This window comes from Herbaspirillum sp. C9C3, from assembly GCF_013359625.1.
In the GTDB taxonomy this organism is placed as follows: Bacteria; Pseudomonadota; Gammaproteobacteria; order Burkholderiales; family Burkholderiaceae_D; genus Herbaspirillum.
The window spans coordinates 43,142-58,828 of sequence record NZ_JABFMQ010000005.1 but is presented as its reverse complement, the minus strand read 5'-3'; the positions used below and the strand labels follow the sequence as shown (position 1 = coordinate 58,828).

The 15,687-nt window shown below is 63.1% G+C and carries 17 protein-coding genes; 4 read left to right on the top strand and 13 right to left on the bottom strand.

Annotated features, from left to right (window positions below; genetic code table 11):
• Positions 1 to 95: 95 nt before the first annotated feature.
• On the bottom strand, positions 96 to 1,226 hold the full coding sequence (locus tag HNO82_RS06825) for a branched-chain amino acid ABC transporter substrate-binding protein (RefSeq protein WP_008327475.1): 1,131 nt from the start codon (positions 1,224 to 1,226) through the stop codon (positions 96 to 98).
• Positions 1,227 to 1,638: 412 nt separating this feature from the next.
• Between HNO82_RS06825 and HNO82_RS06820 the strand changes: the two genes are divergently transcribed.
• The gene (locus HNO82_RS06820) at positions 1,639 to 2,451 is read left to right on the top strand and encodes a phosphodiester glycosidase family protein (RefSeq protein ID WP_050978069.1); all 813 of its coding nucleotides are present in this window, start codon (positions 1,639 to 1,641) and stop codon (positions 2,449 to 2,451) included.
• A gap of 546 nt (positions 2,452 to 2,997) precedes the next feature.
• Here the strand turns inward: HNO82_RS06820 and HNO82_RS06815 are convergent.
• Positions 2,998 to 3,285, bottom strand: coding sequence for a hypothetical protein (locus HNO82_RS06815; RefSeq protein WP_175343175.1), 288 nt, complete (start codon positions 3,283 to 3,285; stop codon positions 2,998 to 3,000).
• 219 nt (positions 3,286 to 3,504) lie between these two features.
• Here HNO82_RS06815 and HNO82_RS06810 point away from each other — a divergent pair, with 219 nt between their 5' ends.
• Positions 3,505 to 4,356, top strand: a complete 852-nt coding sequence (locus HNO82_RS06810; RefSeq protein WP_175343174.1) for a M15 family metallopeptidase — start codon at positions 3,505 to 3,507, stop codon at positions 4,354 to 4,356.
• Positions 4,357 to 4,502: 146 nt separating this feature from the next.
• Positions 4,503 to 4,703 carry a hypothetical protein gene (locus HNO82_RS06805; RefSeq protein WP_008327471.1) on the top strand — a complete coding sequence of 67 codons (201 nt, stop codon included), beginning with the start codon at positions 4,503 to 4,505 and terminating at the stop codon, positions 4,701 to 4,703.
• A 153-nt stretch (positions 4,704 to 4,856) separates the two neighbouring features.
• Here HNO82_RS06805 and HNO82_RS06800 read toward each other — a convergent pair whose 3' ends face one another.
• From HNO82_RS06800 to HNO82_RS06750, 11 genes are all read right to left on the bottom strand, one after another.
• Positions 4,857 to 5,792, bottom strand: coding sequence for a CysB family HTH-type transcriptional regulator (locus HNO82_RS06800; protein ID WP_175343173.1), 936 nt, complete (start codon positions 5,790 to 5,792; stop codon positions 4,857 to 4,859).
• Positions 5,789 to 6,868 (bottom strand): sulfate/molybdate ABC transporter ATP-binding protein, encoded by a 1,080-nt coding sequence (locus HNO82_RS06795; RefSeq protein WP_175343172.1) that lies wholly within the window; start codon positions 6,866 to 6,868, stop codon positions 5,789 to 5,791. The genes HNO82_RS06800 and HNO82_RS06795 overlap by 4 nt, the downstream gene beginning before the upstream one ends.
• 9 nt (positions 6,869 to 6,877) lie before the next feature.
• Positions 6,878 to 7,783, bottom strand: coding sequence for a sulfate ABC transporter permease subunit CysW (cysW, locus tag HNO82_RS06790; protein WP_175343171.1), 906 nt, complete (start codon positions 7,781 to 7,783; stop codon positions 6,878 to 6,880).
• Between the two features lies 1 nt (position 7,784).
• Positions 7,785 to 8,675 (bottom strand): sulfate ABC transporter permease subunit CysT, encoded by an 891-nt coding sequence (cysT, locus tag HNO82_RS06785; RefSeq protein WP_008327465.1) that lies wholly within the window; start codon positions 8,673 to 8,675, stop codon positions 7,785 to 7,787.
• 158 nt (positions 8,676 to 8,833) lie between these two features.
• Positions 8,834 to 9,418, bottom strand: coding sequence for an RBBP9/YdeN family alpha/beta hydrolase (locus HNO82_RS06780; RefSeq protein WP_175343170.1), 585 nt, complete (start codon positions 9,416 to 9,418; stop codon positions 8,834 to 8,836).
• Between the two features lie 107 nt (positions 9,419 to 9,525).
• Positions 9,526 to 9,741 carry a TOBE domain-containing protein gene (locus HNO82_RS06775; protein ID WP_006464491.1) on the bottom strand — a complete coding sequence of 72 codons (216 nt, stop codon included), beginning with the start codon at positions 9,739 to 9,741 and terminating at the stop codon, positions 9,526 to 9,528.
• Between the two features lie 106 nt (positions 9,742 to 9,847).
• Complete coding sequence (locus HNO82_RS06770) at positions 9,848 to 10,681, bottom strand: ATP-binding cassette domain-containing protein (RefSeq protein ID WP_175343169.1); 834 nt, start codon at positions 10,679 to 10,681, stop codon at positions 9,848 to 9,850.
• A 30-nt stretch (positions 10,682 to 10,711) separates the two neighbouring features.
• Positions 10,712 to 11,557 (bottom strand): aliphatic sulfonate ABC transporter permease SsuC, encoded by an 846-nt coding sequence (gene ssuC / locus HNO82_RS06765; protein WP_175343168.1) that lies wholly within the window; start codon positions 11,555 to 11,557, stop codon positions 10,712 to 10,714.
• Positions 11,558 to 11,564: 7 nt separating this feature from the next.
• Positions 11,565 to 12,731: an FMNH2-dependent alkanesulfonate monooxygenase gene (gene ssuD / locus HNO82_RS06760; protein WP_175343167.1), complete on the bottom strand. Its 1,167-nt coding sequence runs from the start codon at positions 12,729 to 12,731 to the stop codon at positions 11,565 to 11,567.
• A 96-nt stretch (positions 12,732 to 12,827) separates the two neighbouring features.
• The gene (gene ssuE, locus HNO82_RS06755) at positions 12,828 to 13,397 is read right to left on the bottom strand and encodes an NADPH-dependent FMN reductase (RefSeq protein ID WP_175343166.1); all 570 of its coding nucleotides are present in this window, start codon (positions 13,395 to 13,397) and stop codon (positions 12,828 to 12,830) included.
• A 63-nt stretch (positions 13,398 to 13,460) separates the two neighbouring features.
• Positions 13,461 to 14,474, bottom strand: a complete 1,014-nt coding sequence (locus HNO82_RS06750; protein ID WP_175343165.1) for a sulfate ABC transporter substrate-binding protein — start codon at positions 14,472 to 14,474, stop codon at positions 13,461 to 13,463.
• A 331-nt stretch (positions 14,475 to 14,805) separates the two neighbouring features.
• Between HNO82_RS06750 and HNO82_RS06745 the strand changes: the two genes are divergently transcribed.
• Entirely contained in the window at positions 14,806 to 15,591 is a 786-nt protein-coding gene (locus HNO82_RS06745; protein ID WP_008327443.1) for an IclR family transcriptional regulator, read from the top strand.
• Positions 15,592 to 15,687: the final 96 nt, after the last annotated feature.

Below are 15,687 nucleotides of genomic sequence, written 5' to 3'. Positions count from 1 at the left end.
GGAACCCGGAAAGTGGAAATGCCCCATTCCGAAGCAATGGGGCATTTCGCGGTTTGACGTCAGGTCAGACAGTCAGGCCAGCGATTCGAAGAGAATCACTTGGCTTCGGTCTTGGTGGCATCCTTGTGCCAGGTGAAGACCACGAACTTGAAGGCCTTCAGGTCACCCTTCTTGTCGTATTCGACGTTGCCGATGGGGGTCTTGAAGCTGTTGGCATGGATGTAGGCCGCGACCTTTTCGGGATCGGTGGACTTGCTGCCGGTGATGGCGTCGGCGATGATCTTCACGGCCGAGTAGGCCGGCATCTGGAACGGACCGTTGGCGTCACGCTTGGCGGCAGCGAAGGCCTTGACCAGGGCGGCATTGGCCGGGTCGGCGGCGAAGTCGGCCGGCAAGGTCACCAGCATGCCTTCGGAGGCCGGGCCGGCGATGGCGGTGATGTCCTTGTTGCCCACGCCTTCGGGGCCCATGAAGACGGCCTTGACGCCCTGCTCACGCGCCTGGCGCATGATCAGGCCCATCTCCGGGTGGTAGCCGCCGAAATAGACGAAGTCCACCCCCTGCGACTTCAACTTGGTGACGATGGCCGAGTAGTCGCTGTCACCGGCGTTGATGCCTTCGAACACCACCACCGGCACCTTGGCCGCATCCAGCGCCGCCTTCACCGAGGAGGCCACGCCCTGGCCGTAGGACTGCTTGTCGTGCAGCACGGCGACCTTCTTGGGCTTGAGCTTCTCGATCACGTAGCGGGCGGCGGCAGGACCTTGCTGGTCGTCGCGGCCGATGGTGCGGAAGATGAACTTGTGCGGCTTGGCTTCGGTCAGCTGCGGTGCAGTGGCCGAGGGGGTGATCATGACCACGCCTTCGTTCTCGTAGATATCGGAAGCCGGAATGGTAGAGCCGGAGCAGACGTGACCAATCACGTACTTGATATTCTGGCTGACGATCTTGTTGGCCACGGCCACGGCCTGCTTGGGTTCGCAGGCGTCATCCATCATGACGGCTTCGAACTTGTTGCCGTTGGCGCCGCCGGCGGCGTTGATCTGTTCGATGGCGGTGAGGGCACCGGCCTTGACCATGTCGCCGTACTGGGCCACGGCACCGGTCAGGGGACCGGCGATGGCGATCTTGACGGTTTCGGCGTGGGCCAGGCCGGCCGAGGCGGCACAGCCGGCGAAGGTGGCGGCGGCCAGGGCGATCTTGGTCAGACGGCTTGCAAACTTCATTGTCGTTTCCTCCGGGATGGAATGGATTCAAGAGGCGCCGTAACCTGGCCAGCAGGCCGGCGCGCGTAGGGTTGTGGATACCTGACCCCGTTTTACGGGAGGCTGGCCGCAACATGGGGGCAGAGTGTAACACTGCCGTCATTTGGGGCAAATTTTTTTTGAAATTTCGTCAAACCCCATCATTTATGCGCTGCCCACTTCGATTTTGCGCACATTTCATGCTGTTTTTCTTCATTTTCCCACATTCGGTGCAGAACCGCACTGCAACAAGATCCAATTCGGTGCATTGTCCTGAAAGGCTTGATGGGACTGGCTTTGCGGCCTGATCCGGATTTCCCGTGGCAAGCCCGGCTTGCGCCATTTACAATACCGCCTCGCCCTCCGCATTCCCGCAGAACAAGACCTGGTTTCGATGCTTCGCTTCCCTCTTTTTCCCTCCCGCCACCTGCACCCTGCCCTCCTGCGACTGCTGGCCACAGCAAGCCTGGTACCGGGACTGCTCCTGGGAGGCAACAGCCCGCGGGCGCAGGCGGCCGAGGTGCGCCAGTACCAGTATCACCGGGTCTTCATCAGCACCTGCCGCGCCGATCCGCGCAGCGACAGCATCCGCATGTACTGGAAGGATGCCAACGGCACGCCGCTGGGCAATTTCAGCCGGCTCGACGCGCATTTACGCGATCAGGGTCAGCAGATGGTGTGTGCCACCAATGCCGGCATCTATGACAAGCAGTTGCAGCCGCTGGGCTTGTATGTGGAAGGCGGCAACCAGCTGCGCCGCCTCAATACGCGCAAGAACGCGTATGGCAATTTCTATCTGCAACCCAATGGGGTGTTCGTGTTGAGCGAGCGTCAGGCTTACATCGTCGAGACCTCCGACTATCAAGCCGAGCTGGGCCTGTGGAATGCCGTGACGCGCTATGCCACGCAATCAGGGCCCTTGATGATTGTGGACGGCCAGATCAATCCGCGCTTCGATCCCGATTCGGCCAACAAGGTGGTGCGCAATGCGGTCTGCCTGGACGCGGGCGGCATGGTCACGCTGGCCATTGCGCGCAATCCGATCAGCTTTTACGATTTCGCCAGTTTCCTTCGGGATGAACTCAAATGCAGTGACGCCTTGTACCTGGATGGCAGCATCTCGCGCATGTATCCGACGCTGGAAGCCAATATGGGGCCGGCGTTCGGGGCCATGATTGCGGTGGTGAAAGGGGATGGGGGGAAGTAGCGGCGAAAACCGCTACTTGAATGGCAGTACTGAACTTAGATCTTGACCAGCCAGCTTCTGGAAGAATTACCTTGCAGGGGTAAGCACCAGGATCTTGAGCGCAGCGAGCTATCTCGGTACTCGGCATCTTTTCAACCTACATCGAGATCTTTACGAGATCACTGACTTGCGTAGCAACATAGGTTAATTTGAGGACTTGGATGACCACGTAAGGCTCCCACAAGACAAAAAAAAGCCCGCAGCCAATACACTGCGGGCAAGTTCCCTATCAAGAGGGAGGTTGAAGGAACAGTTCAACCACCTGTACGACTACAGGCCGCAAAAAAAAGTTCGGAAAGATTTTTCGCGCACTGATACAGATCCGGCCTGCAAGTCAGGTCATCAGCAAGAAGCTTCACATTTCCCTGAAAAAGCCGCAATCCACCCTGCCCCCCGCCAAACAAGAAAACGCCGCGACAGTCGCCCGTCGCGGCGTATGCAGTGCTGTTCCCACTGCGGGAGAGGGTGCGGCTATTGCCGTTCTTGTTGGCTCTTATGATGTGGCGCTTACTTTTGCGTACCGCTGTCGCCAGTGGTGGCCGGCGGCGTGCTCGGGCTGGTGGCCGCGGAATCCGAAGGCGTGGTCGGGGTCGGAGCGGCCGGCATGGCGGTCGAGCCCGCAGCGGTACCGGAATCCGCCGGCGCCGGCGTGGTCGGGGCGGTGCTTGCCGGTGCCGGTTCCGATGCGGCCGGCGGGGCGGCAGCAGGAGCGGCCGGCGCTTCGTCGCGCTTGTTGCAACCCGCCAGAACAGCGGTGAATACGGCGGCAGCCAAGAGGGTGTGACGAATCTGCATGTGATGCCTCCTAAGGTTGTTGAAGGGATTTGCCGAAATGGCGGCCCGCCAGGCACAGAGCGCCCGCTTGCCGAAATTCGACAGCTTCTGGACCCCGATTATTCCCGCTCCGGCCCGCCGAGGCTGTCAGAAAACAGCGCATCTTGATGTCAGCCATCACAGGCAGTGTGGCATCCATGTCAACACTTTCCCAGCGAAAAACCCGTATCATCGCCTTCCATGACGACTCCGACCGCCCGCTTCCCTGCCCTCGCCCGCTTGCCTGTCTGCCGCTTGCTGGCCCTTGCCGCCAGCGTCCTGGCCACGTGCCTGCCGCTGGCCGCCCATGCCGACATCACGCCGGTCTCGCCCGCCCAATGCGCCCAGATGCGCAACAACAAGGTCATCACCTCGGGCAATCCGGTGCGCTGCACGCAACTGGCCACGGTCAGCTTCGACTACACCGATTTCGACGGCGCCACCCGCCACGGCAGCGTGGTGGTACTCGATGCCCTGGCGCCCCAGGTGGAAGCGCTGTTCGGCGAGCTGCTGCTGCGCTCCTTCCCGCTGGCCGGTGCCCAGCCGCTGGAAGCCTATGAAGGCGACGACCAGCGCTCCATGGCCGCCAACAACAGTTCGGCCTTCAATGGCCGGCCCATGACGGGCGGTGGTGGCTGGTCCAAGCATGCCTATGGCGCGGCCATCGACATCAACCCGCTGCAAAACCCGTATGTCAGCAAGGCGGGCAGCACCGAACAGGAGGTCCTGCCGCCGAAGGGCGCAGCCTATCTGCAACGCATGCCGCTGCAACCGGGCATGGCCGAGGAGGTGGTGAGCGTCTTTTATGAACACGGATTCCTGGTCTGGGGCGGCCAGTGGAAACAACCCATCGATTACCAGCACTTCGAGATCGGCAGCCGCAGCTTCATCCTGAAACTGGCCAGCCTGCCCAAGGCCCAGGCACGCGCCGAGTTTGAACGCTACGTCGCCCGCTACCGGCGGTGCGCACATCCGGACGGGGCACAGGCCGATGACGATGCACCCGAAGATACCCGCCTGCGCGATCAGTGCGCCGCGCGCCTGCGCAAGTAAGCAGCGCACGCCGTCCATGCAGGACAGGTAAAGATGCGCAAGTTTCGGTAAACCGCCGCAGCAGACACCAAGTCCCCCCCTATACTGCCCCGGCAATACCGGTCTGGGCGCTGCCCGGGGGACAGCCTTACTTGAGGAGTGTACGCATGTCGATCAATTCCATTTCCGCCATTTATCACGGCAACGCACCAGCCGGCGGCCAGCAGGCGCAGAAGAAGCCAGCCATCAATTTCAACGACATCCTGAAAGCCACCGGACAGTCCACCCAAGTGGCCCAGTCCACTACCGCCCAGCCCAGCAGTACGGATACCAGCACCTTCACCACGACACCGACCCGCACGGTGTAAGCGGCACCACCCCGCCCGCAATGACAAAGGCCGGACAGTGCGCAAACACTGCCCGGCCTTTGTTCTGTCACTTCGGGGAAGTGGCCCGGTACAGTTCCACTCCCCCGCGACATGCCACACCATCTGGCCAGTCTCCCCTGCCCGGCCGTCCCTTCAGGATTGCGCATTGGCCTCATTGAGCGCATTGACGATGTCGGCGCGCTTGAGCTCCGGCGCGAACTGCTGGATGAAATCGAAGGCATAGCCGCGCAGATACGCTCCCCGCCGCACTGCGAGCCGCGCGATATTGGCCTTGAACAGGTGCGAGGCATGGATGGCCACCATCTCCTGATGCTTGCCCTGATCCACCGCCATCGAGGCCACCAGCCCCACACCCATGCCCAGCGAGACGTATTGCTGAATCACGTCGGAATCCATGGCCGTGAGCACGATGTCCGGTTCGATGCCGGCCTGGCGGAAGGCTTCATCGATGTGGCCCCGGCCCGTAAAGCCGACGTCGTAGGTGATGAGCGGCCAGGTGCCGAGATCGTCCAGCGTGACCTGCTCCAGCCCCAGCAAAGGATGGCCTTGCGGCACCACGATCACGTGGCTCCAGGTATAGCAGGGGAAGGACACCAGTTCCTTGAACTGCGACAGGCCTTCGGTGGCGATGCCGATGTCGGCCTTGCCCGAGATGACCCATTCGGCGATGTGTTCCGGCGCGCTCTGCTGCAGGGCGATGCGCACCTGCGGGAAGGCATCGCGAAAAGCCTGCACCACGCGCGGCAGCACGTAGCGCGCCTGGGTGTGGGTGGTGGCAATGGAGAGCGTACCGCTCTGCTCACCGGCGTATTCCTTGCTGGCACGGCGCAGGTTCTCGGCTTCCAGCAGGAGCCGCTCGACGATGCCGAGGATGCCCTTGCCGGGTTCGGTCAGGCCGGTCAGGCGCTTGCCGTTGCGCTCGAAGATCTCCACGCCCAGCTCTTCCTCCAGCTCACGGATCTGGCGGCTCACGCCGGGTTGCGAGGTGAAGAGCACATTGGCCACTTCGGTCAGGTTGAAGCCGCAACGCGCGGCTTCGCGGATGGAACGCAGCTGCTGGAAATTCATCGTGCCTGCCCTCCTTCCTGCTGTGCAAAGACCTGCAGGCGGCGCGGACGCACCACCAGCGTCTCGCCGTTCTTCAAGCCCAGTTGGGCGAAACGTTCATTGGGGATGACCGCTTCGATCAGCTCGGCATTGTCGTCGCGTTCCAGTTCCAGCTGCGCCAGCGGACCGATGGCATGCGCGCGGCGCAGTTGCACCACGATGCCTTCGGCGCCGGGTGAGTAGCGCTCCACATCGAGGTCATGCGGACGCACGAAACCGACCCCGGCCGCATCGCGGATATCGTCGTGGCCGGGGGCCTCGAAGCGCGCACCACCGGCGTCAAGCACGCCTTCATGCAGGCGGCCATGGAACAGGTTCACATTGCCCAGAAAGCCGTAGACGAAGGGTGAGGCCGGATGGTTGTAGACCGTCTCGGGCGTGCCGATCTGCTCGACCTGCCCCTTGTTCATCAGCACTACCTGGTCGGCCACTTCCAGCGCTTCTTCCTGGTCGTGGGTGACGAAGATGCTGGTGACGTGCAGTTCATCATGCAGGCGCCGCAGCCAGCGGCGCAGTTCCTTGCGCACCTTGGCATCGAGGGCACCAAAGGGTTCGTCCAGCAGCAGCACGCGCGGCTCCACCGCCAGTGCACGGGCCAAGGCAATGCGCTGGCGCTGGCCGCCCGAAAGCTGCGGCGGATAGCGCTCGGCCAGCCAGTCCAGTTGCACCAGTTCCAGCAGACGCTTGACCTTCTCGCCGATGATGGCCTCCGAGGGACGTTGCGCACGCGGCTTGACGCGCAGGCCGAAGGCGATGTTCTCGAACACGGTCATGTGCTTGAACAGCGCATAGTGCTGGAACACGAACCCGACCTGGCGCTCACGCACGTGGCGTGCCGAGGCGTCTTCGCCATCGAGCAGCACCTGGCCGGAATCGGGCGATTCGAGACCGGCGATGATGCGCAAGAGCGTGGTCTTGCCGCAGCCGGACGGCCCCAGCAGGGCCGTCAGTTCGCCCGTCGGAAAATCGAGCGAGACGTCGTTGAGCGCGGTGAAGCTGCCGAAACGCTTCTGGATGTGATGGACTGCGATGCTCATGGTGACTCCTTAGACTTGTTCGCTGGCGCTATGCTGCTGGTGCAGCCGCCACTCGATGACACTCTTGATCACCAGCGTGACCAGGGCCAGGAAGGCCAGCAGGGACGCCACGGCGAAGGCGCCGGTGATGTTGAATTCGTTGTAGAGGATCTCGACCTGCAGCGGGATGGTATTGGTCTCGCCGCGAATATGACCGGAGACCACCGAGACGGCGCCGAACTCGCCCATGGCGCGGGCATTGCAGAGGATCACGCCATACAGCAGGCCCCACTTGATGTTGGGCAGCGTGACGTGCCAGAAGGTGCGCCAGCCGGAGGCGCCCAGCACCAGCGCGGCTTCTTCTTCCTCGCTGCCCTGCGACTGCATCAGCGGGATCAGCTCGCGCGCCACGAACGGGAAGGTCACGAAGAGCGTGGCCAGCACGATGCCCGGCACGGCGAAGAGGATCTTGATGTCATGCTCGCGCAGCCAGGGGCCGAGATAACCTTGCAGGCCGAACAGCAGCACGTAGATCAGGCCCGAGATCACCGGCGAGACCGAGAACGGCAAATCGATCAGCGTCAGCAGCACGTTCTTGCCACGGAACTCGAACTTGGCGATGGCCCAGGCGGCAGCCACCCCGAAGACCAGGTTCAGCGGTACCGCGATGGCGGCGGTGATGAGGGTCAGCTTGATGGCAGACCAGGCATCGGCTTCGGTGATGGACGCAACATAGACATCCCATCCCTTGCGCAGGGCTTCGTAGAACACGGCCACCAGTGGCACGAACAGGAACAGGGTCAGGAACACCAGCGCGATGCCGATCAGCAGCGCCCGGACCCAAAACGGTTCGGTGGTGGCAGCCGGCGTCAAGGGCGGTTCGCCACGCGCAATCGCCTGGGCCTGGTGGAGGGCGGAACCGGGGGTGGCGCTCATCTCAGTTCCTTTCCGACTGGCCGCGCTTGCGGGTCCAGGCTTGCAGCAGATTGATGGTCAACAGCAGCAGGAAGGACACCACCAGCATCACCATGGCGATGGCCGTGGCACCGGCGTAGTCGTATTGTTCCAGCTTGGTGACGATGAACAGGGGCGTGATTTCCGACACCATCGGCATGTTGCCGGCGATGAAGACCACCGAGCCGTATTCACCGGAGGCGCGCGCAAACGCCAGTGCAAACCCGGTCAAGAGCGCCGGCAGAATGGTCGGGAAGATCACCCGGACAAAGGTTTGCCAGCGGCTGGCACCGAGGCTGGCGGCAGCTTCTTCCAGCTCGCGCTCGGCTTCTTCCAGCACCGGTTGCACGGTGCGCACCACGAAGGGCAGACCGATGAAGGTCAGCGCCACCAGCACGCCCAGCGGCGTGAAAGCGACCTTGATGCCCAGCGGCACCAGCAGCTTGCCCAGCCAGCCGTTCTGCGAATACAGCGTGGTCAGGGCGATGCCGGCCACCGCAGTGGGCAAGGCGAAAGGCAGGTCCACCAGGGCATCGATGATGCGCTTGCCGGGGAAGCGATAACGCACCAGCACCCAGGCCACGATGCCGCCGAAGATCACGTTGAGGAAGGCGCCGATCAGCGAAGCGCCGAAGCTCAAGCGATAGGAAGCCATCACGCGCGGCGAGGTCACCGCGTCGATGAAGCCGCTCCAGGTCAGGGTGAAGGTCTTCAGGAACAAGGCCGACAGCGGGATCAATACGATCAGCGCCAGGTAGAAGATGGTGAAGCCCAGCGACAGCCGGAAACCGGGCAGCACACGTCCACTGGTGCCGGCAGCGGCCTTGGCCGGCACCGCCCCGGGGGCGGCAAGGGATACAGGGGAAGAAGACATGTCGTTCTCTTGTTATTACCAATGCGACTATGGATGCGCGATATTCGCACCCGCTGGTTATAAAGAGAACGAAGCTTTTTGCATGTCTTTAGAAGAAAAGCGCATAAACCGCGGTCTTCACCGGGCCTGATGCGCTTGAGAACGGCGACAGCAAACGCTCAATTGATGCGTTCGAGCAACTCCAGCAGCCACTGTTGCCCTTCGGTCCAGTCGCCCAGTCCGGATTCGGAATTGATGTGGCCGCGTGCGCCCACCGAGCGGAACTGCGCGCCCCAGGCCTCAGCCCAGTGGCGGGCGCGCTCGGCGCTCATCCACGGGTCGTTCTCGCTGCTCACCACCAAGGCGGGATACGGCAGCTTGTGCCGCACCGCTGCGCTCAGGCTGAATTTGACCGGGTCAGCGGGCGCCACCAGCAAGGCCGCCACGATAGGATGCGCAGAGCCCTCGGAGGCCGCTTGCAGGGCCGCCGTGCGATGCACGGTGGTCAGGCAGCCGAAGCTGTGCGCCACGATCACCGTAGGTCGGCCATCGCGCGCCAGCACTTCGCCCAGGCGGGCCGACCAGCGCGGCAGGTCGGGGGTTTCCCAATCCTCCTGCTGCACCCGTTCGAAGGCGGGATACAGCCGCTGCCAGCGCGACTGCCAGTGTTCCGGGCCGCTGTCGGAGAGGCCCGGTGCCACCAGCACACGAAAATCCGCCAGCCGCGCCGGCGTGATGGAGGAAGAAGGAGAGGTCAGACTCATGCAGGCTCCACAGCGAGTGATGATTCATGCAGTATGCCTGAGGCCATGGGGCTGCGGGCAAAGATCCCGCGCCGCTGACGATGCGCACCGGCGGGGAGCTCATGCGATCACAACTTGGCGATCGACACCTCGGTGGCCTTGACCAGCGCCACCACTTCGCTGCCGATGGTCAGGCCCAGGTCCTTCACGGAGCGGGTGGTGATGACCGAGGTCACGATGCCGGCCGGGGTTTCTACATCCACTTCGGATACCACCGAGCCTTCGATGATGGCCTTGACCTTGCCCTTGAACTGGTTACGGACGTTGATTGCTTGAATGGTCATGCTTTGCTCCTTGATGAAACGGCGTCGGTACCTGCCGCGCCGCAGGGGTTGAAATGGGATACGACTACAAAACCGAAAATCGGGTCAAACCTTCATGCGCTCAAATTCACACCGCCCACTGCACCTGCTGTACGCCACGTGGCGTGAAGAAAGCTTCAGATGGCTCTGTCACCGCCTCGCTACCGGGGTGCCGCAGCACCCGCGCCAGGATGGCTTCTTCCAGCGCGGCAAACTGGGCCTGACCGCGTGAACGCGGGCGCGCCAGGTCGATGCGCTGGTCCAGCGCCACGCGTCCGTCCTCGATCAGCAGCACGCGGTCGGCCAGGGCGATGGCTTCCTGTACGTCGTGGGTCACCAGCAAGGCGGTGAAACCACGTTCGCGCCAGAGCGATTCGATCAGGGTCTGCATCTCGATGCGGGTGAGCGCATCGAGGGCGCCCAGCGGTTCATCCAGCAGCAGCAATTGCGGGTCGTGCACCAGCGCGCGCGCCAGCGCCACACGCTGACGCTGGCCACCGGAAAGCACCGCCGGCCATTCGCCGGCGCGTTGCTCCAGGCCGACCTGGCGCAGCGCCTTGAGCGCTTGTGGCGCCGCCTGCGCCGGCAGGCCCAGCGCCACGTTGGCCTGGACCCGCTTCCACGGCAGCAGGCGCGCATCCTGGAACATGATGCGAACCTCGGCCGGGCCGCTGCCGGCGTGTTCATAGCGGACTTCGCCGCCGCTGGCGCCATCGAGCCGGGACACCAGGCGCAGCAAGGTGCTCTTGCCGCAGCCGCTGCGACCGACGATGGCGACGAATTCGCCGGGTTCGATATCCAGATCGATGTCGTGCAGCACGCTGCGGCCGCTGAATACCTTGGACACGGCGCGCAGTCTCAGGCCCACGCCCCGGGCGGCGGTGCGGCTCAACTGCTGGTGTTCCTGGAGGTCATTGCGCATGATGGGTTCCTGATGCGTTCATGGGGGATGTCATTGGTAGCCGGGATGCCAGCGCAGCCAGTAGCGCTCCAGCACCCGCGCCGCGGTATCGGCCAGCTTGCCCAGCAGGGCGTACAACAGGATGCCCACCAGCACCACATCGGTCTGCAGGAATTCGCGGGCATTCATGGTCATGTAGCCGATGCCGGCCTGCGCCGAAATGGTCTCGGCCACGATCAGCAGCACCCACACCAGCCCCAGCGCAAAGCGCAGGCCCACCAGAATGGAGGGCAAGGCGCCCGGCAGGATCACGTCGCGGTACAGCGGCCAGCCCGACAGACCATAGCTGCGCGCCATCTCGATCAACCCCCGGTCCACCGCGCGGATGCCGTGGAAGGTATTGAGATAGACCGGGAAGAACACGCCCACGGCGACCAGGAACAGCTTGGCCGTTTCATCGATGCCGAACCACAGGATCACCAGCGGAATCAAGGCCAGCGCCGGGATGTTGCGCACCATCTGCAAGGTGGTATCGAGCAGCAATTGCGCCCAACGCAGGCTGCCCGAGAGCAGTCCCAGGATCAGCCCCAGCCCGGCACCGACGGCAAAGCCGGAGGCTGCACGCGCGCTGGAGACGGCCAGGTGGTGCCACAGTTCACCGGTGGCCGAGAGCTGCCAGGCAGCCTTGAGCACCGCGAACGGTTCGGGCAGGATGCGGCTGGAGAGCCAGCCGCCCTGGGCGGCGATTTCCCACCCCACCAGCAAGAGCAGCGGCAGGATCCAGCCAATCCAGGCATCGCGCTGCGGGCGCGATTTCTTGGCGACGGCCTTGGTCTTGGCCGATGGCTGCGCGGCGCTGGCAGCGCCCGGCAGTACGGTATCGGAGGCACTCGTCATGCTGACCTCAGCTGGCCGACACGCGCACCGGCGCGGCCTTGGGCAGTTCGGTATTGCCGACGATCTCGCCGAAGGGACCGGTCAGGTTGTAGCCGGTCGGGGTCCCGCGCCGGGCACGCGGCAACAGCGGGAACACCAGTTCGGCGAAACGGTAGGATTCTTCCAGGTGCGGATAACCGGACAGGATGAAGGTATCGATACCGAGATCCGCATATTCCTTCATGCGTGCAGCCACCGTCGGGCCGTCTCCCACCAGTGCCGTGCCGGCACCGCCGCGTACCAGGCCGACGCCAGCCCACAGGTTGGGGCTCACTTCCAGCTTGTCGCGTCTGCCGCCGTGCAGAGCGGTCATGCGCCGCTGCCCTTCCGAATCCATGCGGGCAAAGTTGGCCTGGGCCTTGGCGATGGTCTCGTCATCGAGACGGCTGATGAGTTCATCGGCGGCGCGCCAGGCGGCTTCATTGGTGTCGCGCACGATGACGTGCAGGCGGATGCCGAAACGCAGCGTGCGCCCTGCCCGGGCGGCGCGTTCGCGCAGGCGGGCGATCTTCTCGGCCACCGCGGCGGGCGGTTCGCCCCAGGTCAGGTAGACATCAACCTGCTCGGCGGCCAGGTCGATGGCCTCTTCCGAGGAGCCACCAAAGTACAGTGGCGGATAGGGTTGCTGCACCGGCGGATAGAGCGCCTTGGCGCCCTTGACGCTGAGGTGCTTGCCCGTGAAATGGGTCTCTTCGCCGGTATGGGTCTTGCTCAGGACCTCACGCCAGATCTTGAGAAATTCATCGGAGATTTCATAACGCTCGGCGTGGCTACCGAAGACACCATCACTCTCCTGCTCCACCGGATCGCCGCCGGTGACCACGTTGATCAACAGGCGGCCATTGGAGAGGCGGTCGAAGGTGGCGGCCATGCGCGCCGACAGCGCAGGTGCAGTCAGGCCGGGGCGCACCGCCACCAGGAATTTCAGGCGCCGGGTGGCATCGATCAGGCTGGCCGCGGCCACCCAGGCGTCTTCGCAGGAGCGGCCGGTGGGCAGCAGCACGCCGTCGTAGCCCAGCGTGTCGGCGGCCACGGCGACCTGTTTCATGTAGTCATGGGTAACCGGGCGCGCCCCTTCGGCAGTACCAAGATAGCGGCTGTCGCCGTGGGTGGGGATAAACCAGAAAACGTTCATGGAAGACTCCTGTGCTTCGACAATTCAACCGGTGTGATAAAAATTATTTTAATTATTTAAATTATTTACATTATTTAAATAATTTAAAACTGCTGATCATTTGAGGACGGCATCACTGACCTTGAGCGGGCTGGCGTCCAGGGCCGACAGGCTGGCCGACAACTGCTCCACGCCCTCATTGACGCGGGCTTCGATGGGAGCGTCCAGCACCAGACCTTTTTCTTCACTCCAGCTCAGTTGCGCCTCGGTAGCGTAGATGCTGGGCAGCACGTGCCGGGGGTTCAGCGACGACAGCACCGGGCGCAGCGCATAATCCAGCGCCAGCATGTGCGACTGGCTGCCGCCGGTGGCCAGGGGCAATACCAGCTTGTTGGTCAGCCCGAACTGCGGCAGCAAATCCAGGAAGGCTTTCAGGATGCCGCTGTAGGCCGCCTTGTAGACCGGGGTGGCCACCACGACGGCGGAAGCTTCTTCGACAGTGGCCAGCGCGGCCTGGATATCGGCATCGTTCCAGTCGGCGCGCAGGATGGCCTGCCCCGGCAGATCGCGCACGTCCAGGCGGGCGTAGCGGTGGCCGCGCCGGGCCAGCTTGTCGCCGACGTGGTGCAGCAGACGGGTGGAACGGGAGGGGGCCGAGGGGCTGCCGGCCAGTAACAGGATGCTCATGTCGTGTGCTTGTGCTGAGGGGTAGATGGAACCGGCCAGGCCGGTCCCTCTTGCAGGTTCAGGTCACTTCTTGTTGGGCGCGTAGAGCTGGTCGAAGGTGCCGCCATCGGCGAAGTGCGTCTTCTGCGCCTTCTGCCAGCCGCCGAACTCCTTGTCGATGGTCACCAGATTCAGCTTCGGGAATTGCGCAGCGTACTTGGCAGCGATCTTGGGATCGATGGGACGGTAGTAGTTCCGGGCGATGATCTCCTGGCCCGCGTCCGAGTACAGGTACTTCAGGTATTCTTCGGCTACCTTGCGGGTACCGCGCCGGTCGGCCACCTTGTCCACCACCGCCACCGGCGGCTCGGTCAGGATGGAAAGGGAGGGCGCGACGATATCGAACTTGTCGGGCCCCCATTGCTTCAGGGAGATCAGGGCTTCGTTTTCCCAGGCCAGCAGCACGTCGCCGATGCCGCGTTCGACAAAGGTGATGGTGGCGCCGCGAGCGCCCGAATCCAGCACCGGCACATTCTTGAAGAGCTTGGCGATGTAGTCGCGGGCAGCGTCGTCGCTACCGCCCTTGCGCTTGGCATAGGCCCAGGCCGCCAGATAATTCCAGCGGGCGCCGCCCGAGGTCTTGGGGTTGGGGGTGATGACGGACACACCTGGCTTGATCAGGTCGTCCCAGTCCTTGATGCCCTTGGGGTTGCCCTTGCGCACCAGGAACACGATGGTGGAGGTATAGGGCGAGCTGTTGTGCGGCAGGCGCTTTTGCCAGTCGGCCGGCAGCAGCTTGGCCTTTTCCGAGATTTCGTCGATGTCGTAGGCCAGCGCCAGCGTCACCACGTCGGCATCGATGCCGTCGATCACCGAACGGCCCTGCTTGCCCGAGCCCCCGTGGGAAGCCTTGATGGTGACGTTGTCACCGGTCTTTTGCTTCCAGTACTTGGCGAAAGCCTTGTTGTAGTCGGCATAGAGTTCGCGCGTCGGGTCGTAGGAGACATTGAGCAGCGAAATATCGGCCGCCTGTGCCACGTGTGCGGCTTGTGCCAGCACCAAGGCGGCGGCGACCGATTTGATGATCTTCTTGAGCATATCCGTTCCCGCATGTTCTGTTGTTTTGGAGAACACAGGTTAATGAGCCGGCTGACCAAAAAGAACGAATACTTTCTTCTCTCGATATGCACAAAACAGATATGAAAGATCAGGGCGCAGCAACAAGACCACCGATCCATCTCGCCCAAGCCTTGCGTACCGGGACGAGCGTGCGGAAATACCACCATCCCACCCTCCCCGTCCGGCGCCACTTTGCGGGGGGATCGATGTTCCGGGTGAAGCTCCCGTCATTCAAGAAAAGCACGCTCGGACTTTTTGTTCTTTTCACATTGTGGTATAACCGTCATATTGCAACGCACCAGGCCGCGCCATGAAAAAAGAAGCTGCAGGCGAGACAGAACACATTTCCATCCAGGTCATCGAGCGCATGGTCTCGCTGCTCGACGCGCTGGCGGAGTATCCCGACCCGGTCAGTCTGAAGGAATTGTCGGCGGCGACCGATCTGCATCCGTCGACGGCGCACCGCATCCTCAACGATCTGGTGGTCAAGCGTTTCGTTGATCGCGTCGAGCCGGGTACCTATCGGCTGGGCATGCGTCTGCTGGAGCTGGGCAATATCGTCAAGAGCAGGCTGTCGGTGCGCGAGGCGGCGCTGGACTTCATGCGCGCGCTGCATCGCAAGACGCACCAGACGATCAACCTGTCGGTGCGCCAGGCGGACGAAATCGTATATATCGATCGCTCCTTTTCTGAACGTTCCGGCATGCAGGTGGTGCGCGCCATCGGCGGCCGGGCGCCGCTGCACCTGACCTCGACCGGCAAGCTGTTTCTATCGGTGGATGATCCCAAGAACGTGCGCGCCTATGCCACCCGTACCGGGCTGGCCGGGCACAACAAGAATTCCATCACCGATCTGAGCAAGCTGGAGCGCGAACTGTCGATGGTGCGCGCGCTCGGCTACGCACGTGACAACGAGGAACTGGAGCTGGGCGTGCGCTGCATGGCCGCCGGCATCTGTGACGACAGCGGCAAGCTGGTGGCGGGCCTGTCGATCTCGGCACCGGCCGACCGCCTGCAGGATGAATGGGTGGATGACCTGGTGAGCACGGCCAGCCAGATTTCGTCGGCGCTGGGGTATCGCCAGGAGCGCGACTGAAGCTTCATGCTGCAGCTAATGGAAGAGAATGAAGAGAATGAAAGAGTATAAAAAAAGCGAACCCGCGGGTTCGCTTTTTTATTGGGAAAACGGAAG

What these genes read in the sequence shown, in the direction of transcription:
- HNO82_RS06745 (WP_008327443.1), top strand. Translation starts at nt 14,806, where the DNA reads ATGAAAAAAGAAGCTGCAGGCGAGACAGAACACATTTCCATCCAGGTC.
- HNO82_RS06780 (WP_175343170.1), bottom strand. Translation starts at nt 9,418, where the DNA reads ATGAGTCTGACCTCTCCTTCTTCCTCCATCACGCCGGCGCGGCTGGCG.
- ssuC (WP_175343168.1), bottom strand. Translation starts at nt 11,557, where the DNA reads ATGACGAGTGCCTCCGATACCGTACTGCCGGGCGCTGCCAGCGCCGCG.
- HNO82_RS06795 (WP_175343172.1), bottom strand. Translation starts at nt 6,868, where the DNA reads ATGAGCATCGCAGTCCATCACATCCAGAAGCGTTTCGGCAGCTTCACC.
- HNO82_RS06770 (WP_175343169.1), bottom strand. Translation starts at nt 10,681, where the DNA reads ATGCGCAATGACCTCCAGGAACACCAGCAGTTGAGCCGCACCGCCGCC.
- cysT (WP_008327465.1), bottom strand. Translation starts at nt 8,675, where the DNA reads ATGTCTTCTTCCCCTGTATCCCTTGCCGCCCCCGGGGCGGTGCCGGCC.
- HNO82_RS06805 (WP_008327471.1), top strand. Translation starts at nt 4,503, where the DNA reads ATGTCGATCAATTCCATTTCCGCCATTTATCACGGCAACGCACCAGCC.
- HNO82_RS06815 (WP_175343175.1), bottom strand. Translation starts at nt 3,285, where the DNA reads ATGCAGATTCGTCACACCCTCTTGGCTGCCGCCGTATTCACCGCTGTT.
- cysW (WP_175343171.1), bottom strand. Translation starts at nt 7,783, where the DNA reads ATGAGCGCCACCCCCGGTTCCGCCCTCCACCAGGCCCAGGCGATTGCG.
- HNO82_RS06800 (WP_175343173.1), bottom strand. Translation starts at nt 5,792, where the DNA reads ATGAATTTCCAGCAGCTGCGTTCCATCCGCGAAGCCGCGCGTTGCGGC.
- HNO82_RS06810 (WP_175343174.1), top strand. Translation starts at nt 3,505, where the DNA reads ATGACGACTCCGACCGCCCGCTTCCCTGCCCTCGCCCGCTTGCCTGTC.
- HNO82_RS06820 (WP_050978069.1), top strand. Translation starts at nt 1,639, where the DNA reads ATGCTTCGCTTCCCTCTTTTTCCCTCCCGCCACCTGCACCCTGCCCTC.
- HNO82_RS06775 (WP_006464491.1), bottom strand. Translation starts at nt 9,741, where the DNA reads ATGACCATTCAAGCAATCAACGTCCGTAACCAGTTCAAGGGCAAGGTC.
- HNO82_RS06750 (WP_175343165.1), bottom strand. Translation starts at nt 14,474, where the DNA reads ATGCTCAAGAAGATCATCAAATCGGTCGCCGCCGCCTTGGTGCTGGCA.
- ssuE (WP_175343166.1), bottom strand. Translation starts at nt 13,397, where the DNA reads ATGAGCATCCTGTTACTGGCCGGCAGCCCCTCGGCCCCCTCCCGTTCC.
- HNO82_RS06825 (WP_008327475.1), bottom strand. Translation starts at nt 1,226, where the DNA reads ATGAAGTTTGCAAGCCGTCTGACCAAGATCGCCCTGGCCGCCGCCACC.
- ssuD (WP_175343167.1), bottom strand. Translation starts at nt 12,731, where the DNA reads ATGAACGTTTTCTGGTTTATCCCCACCCACGGCGACAGCCGCTATCTT.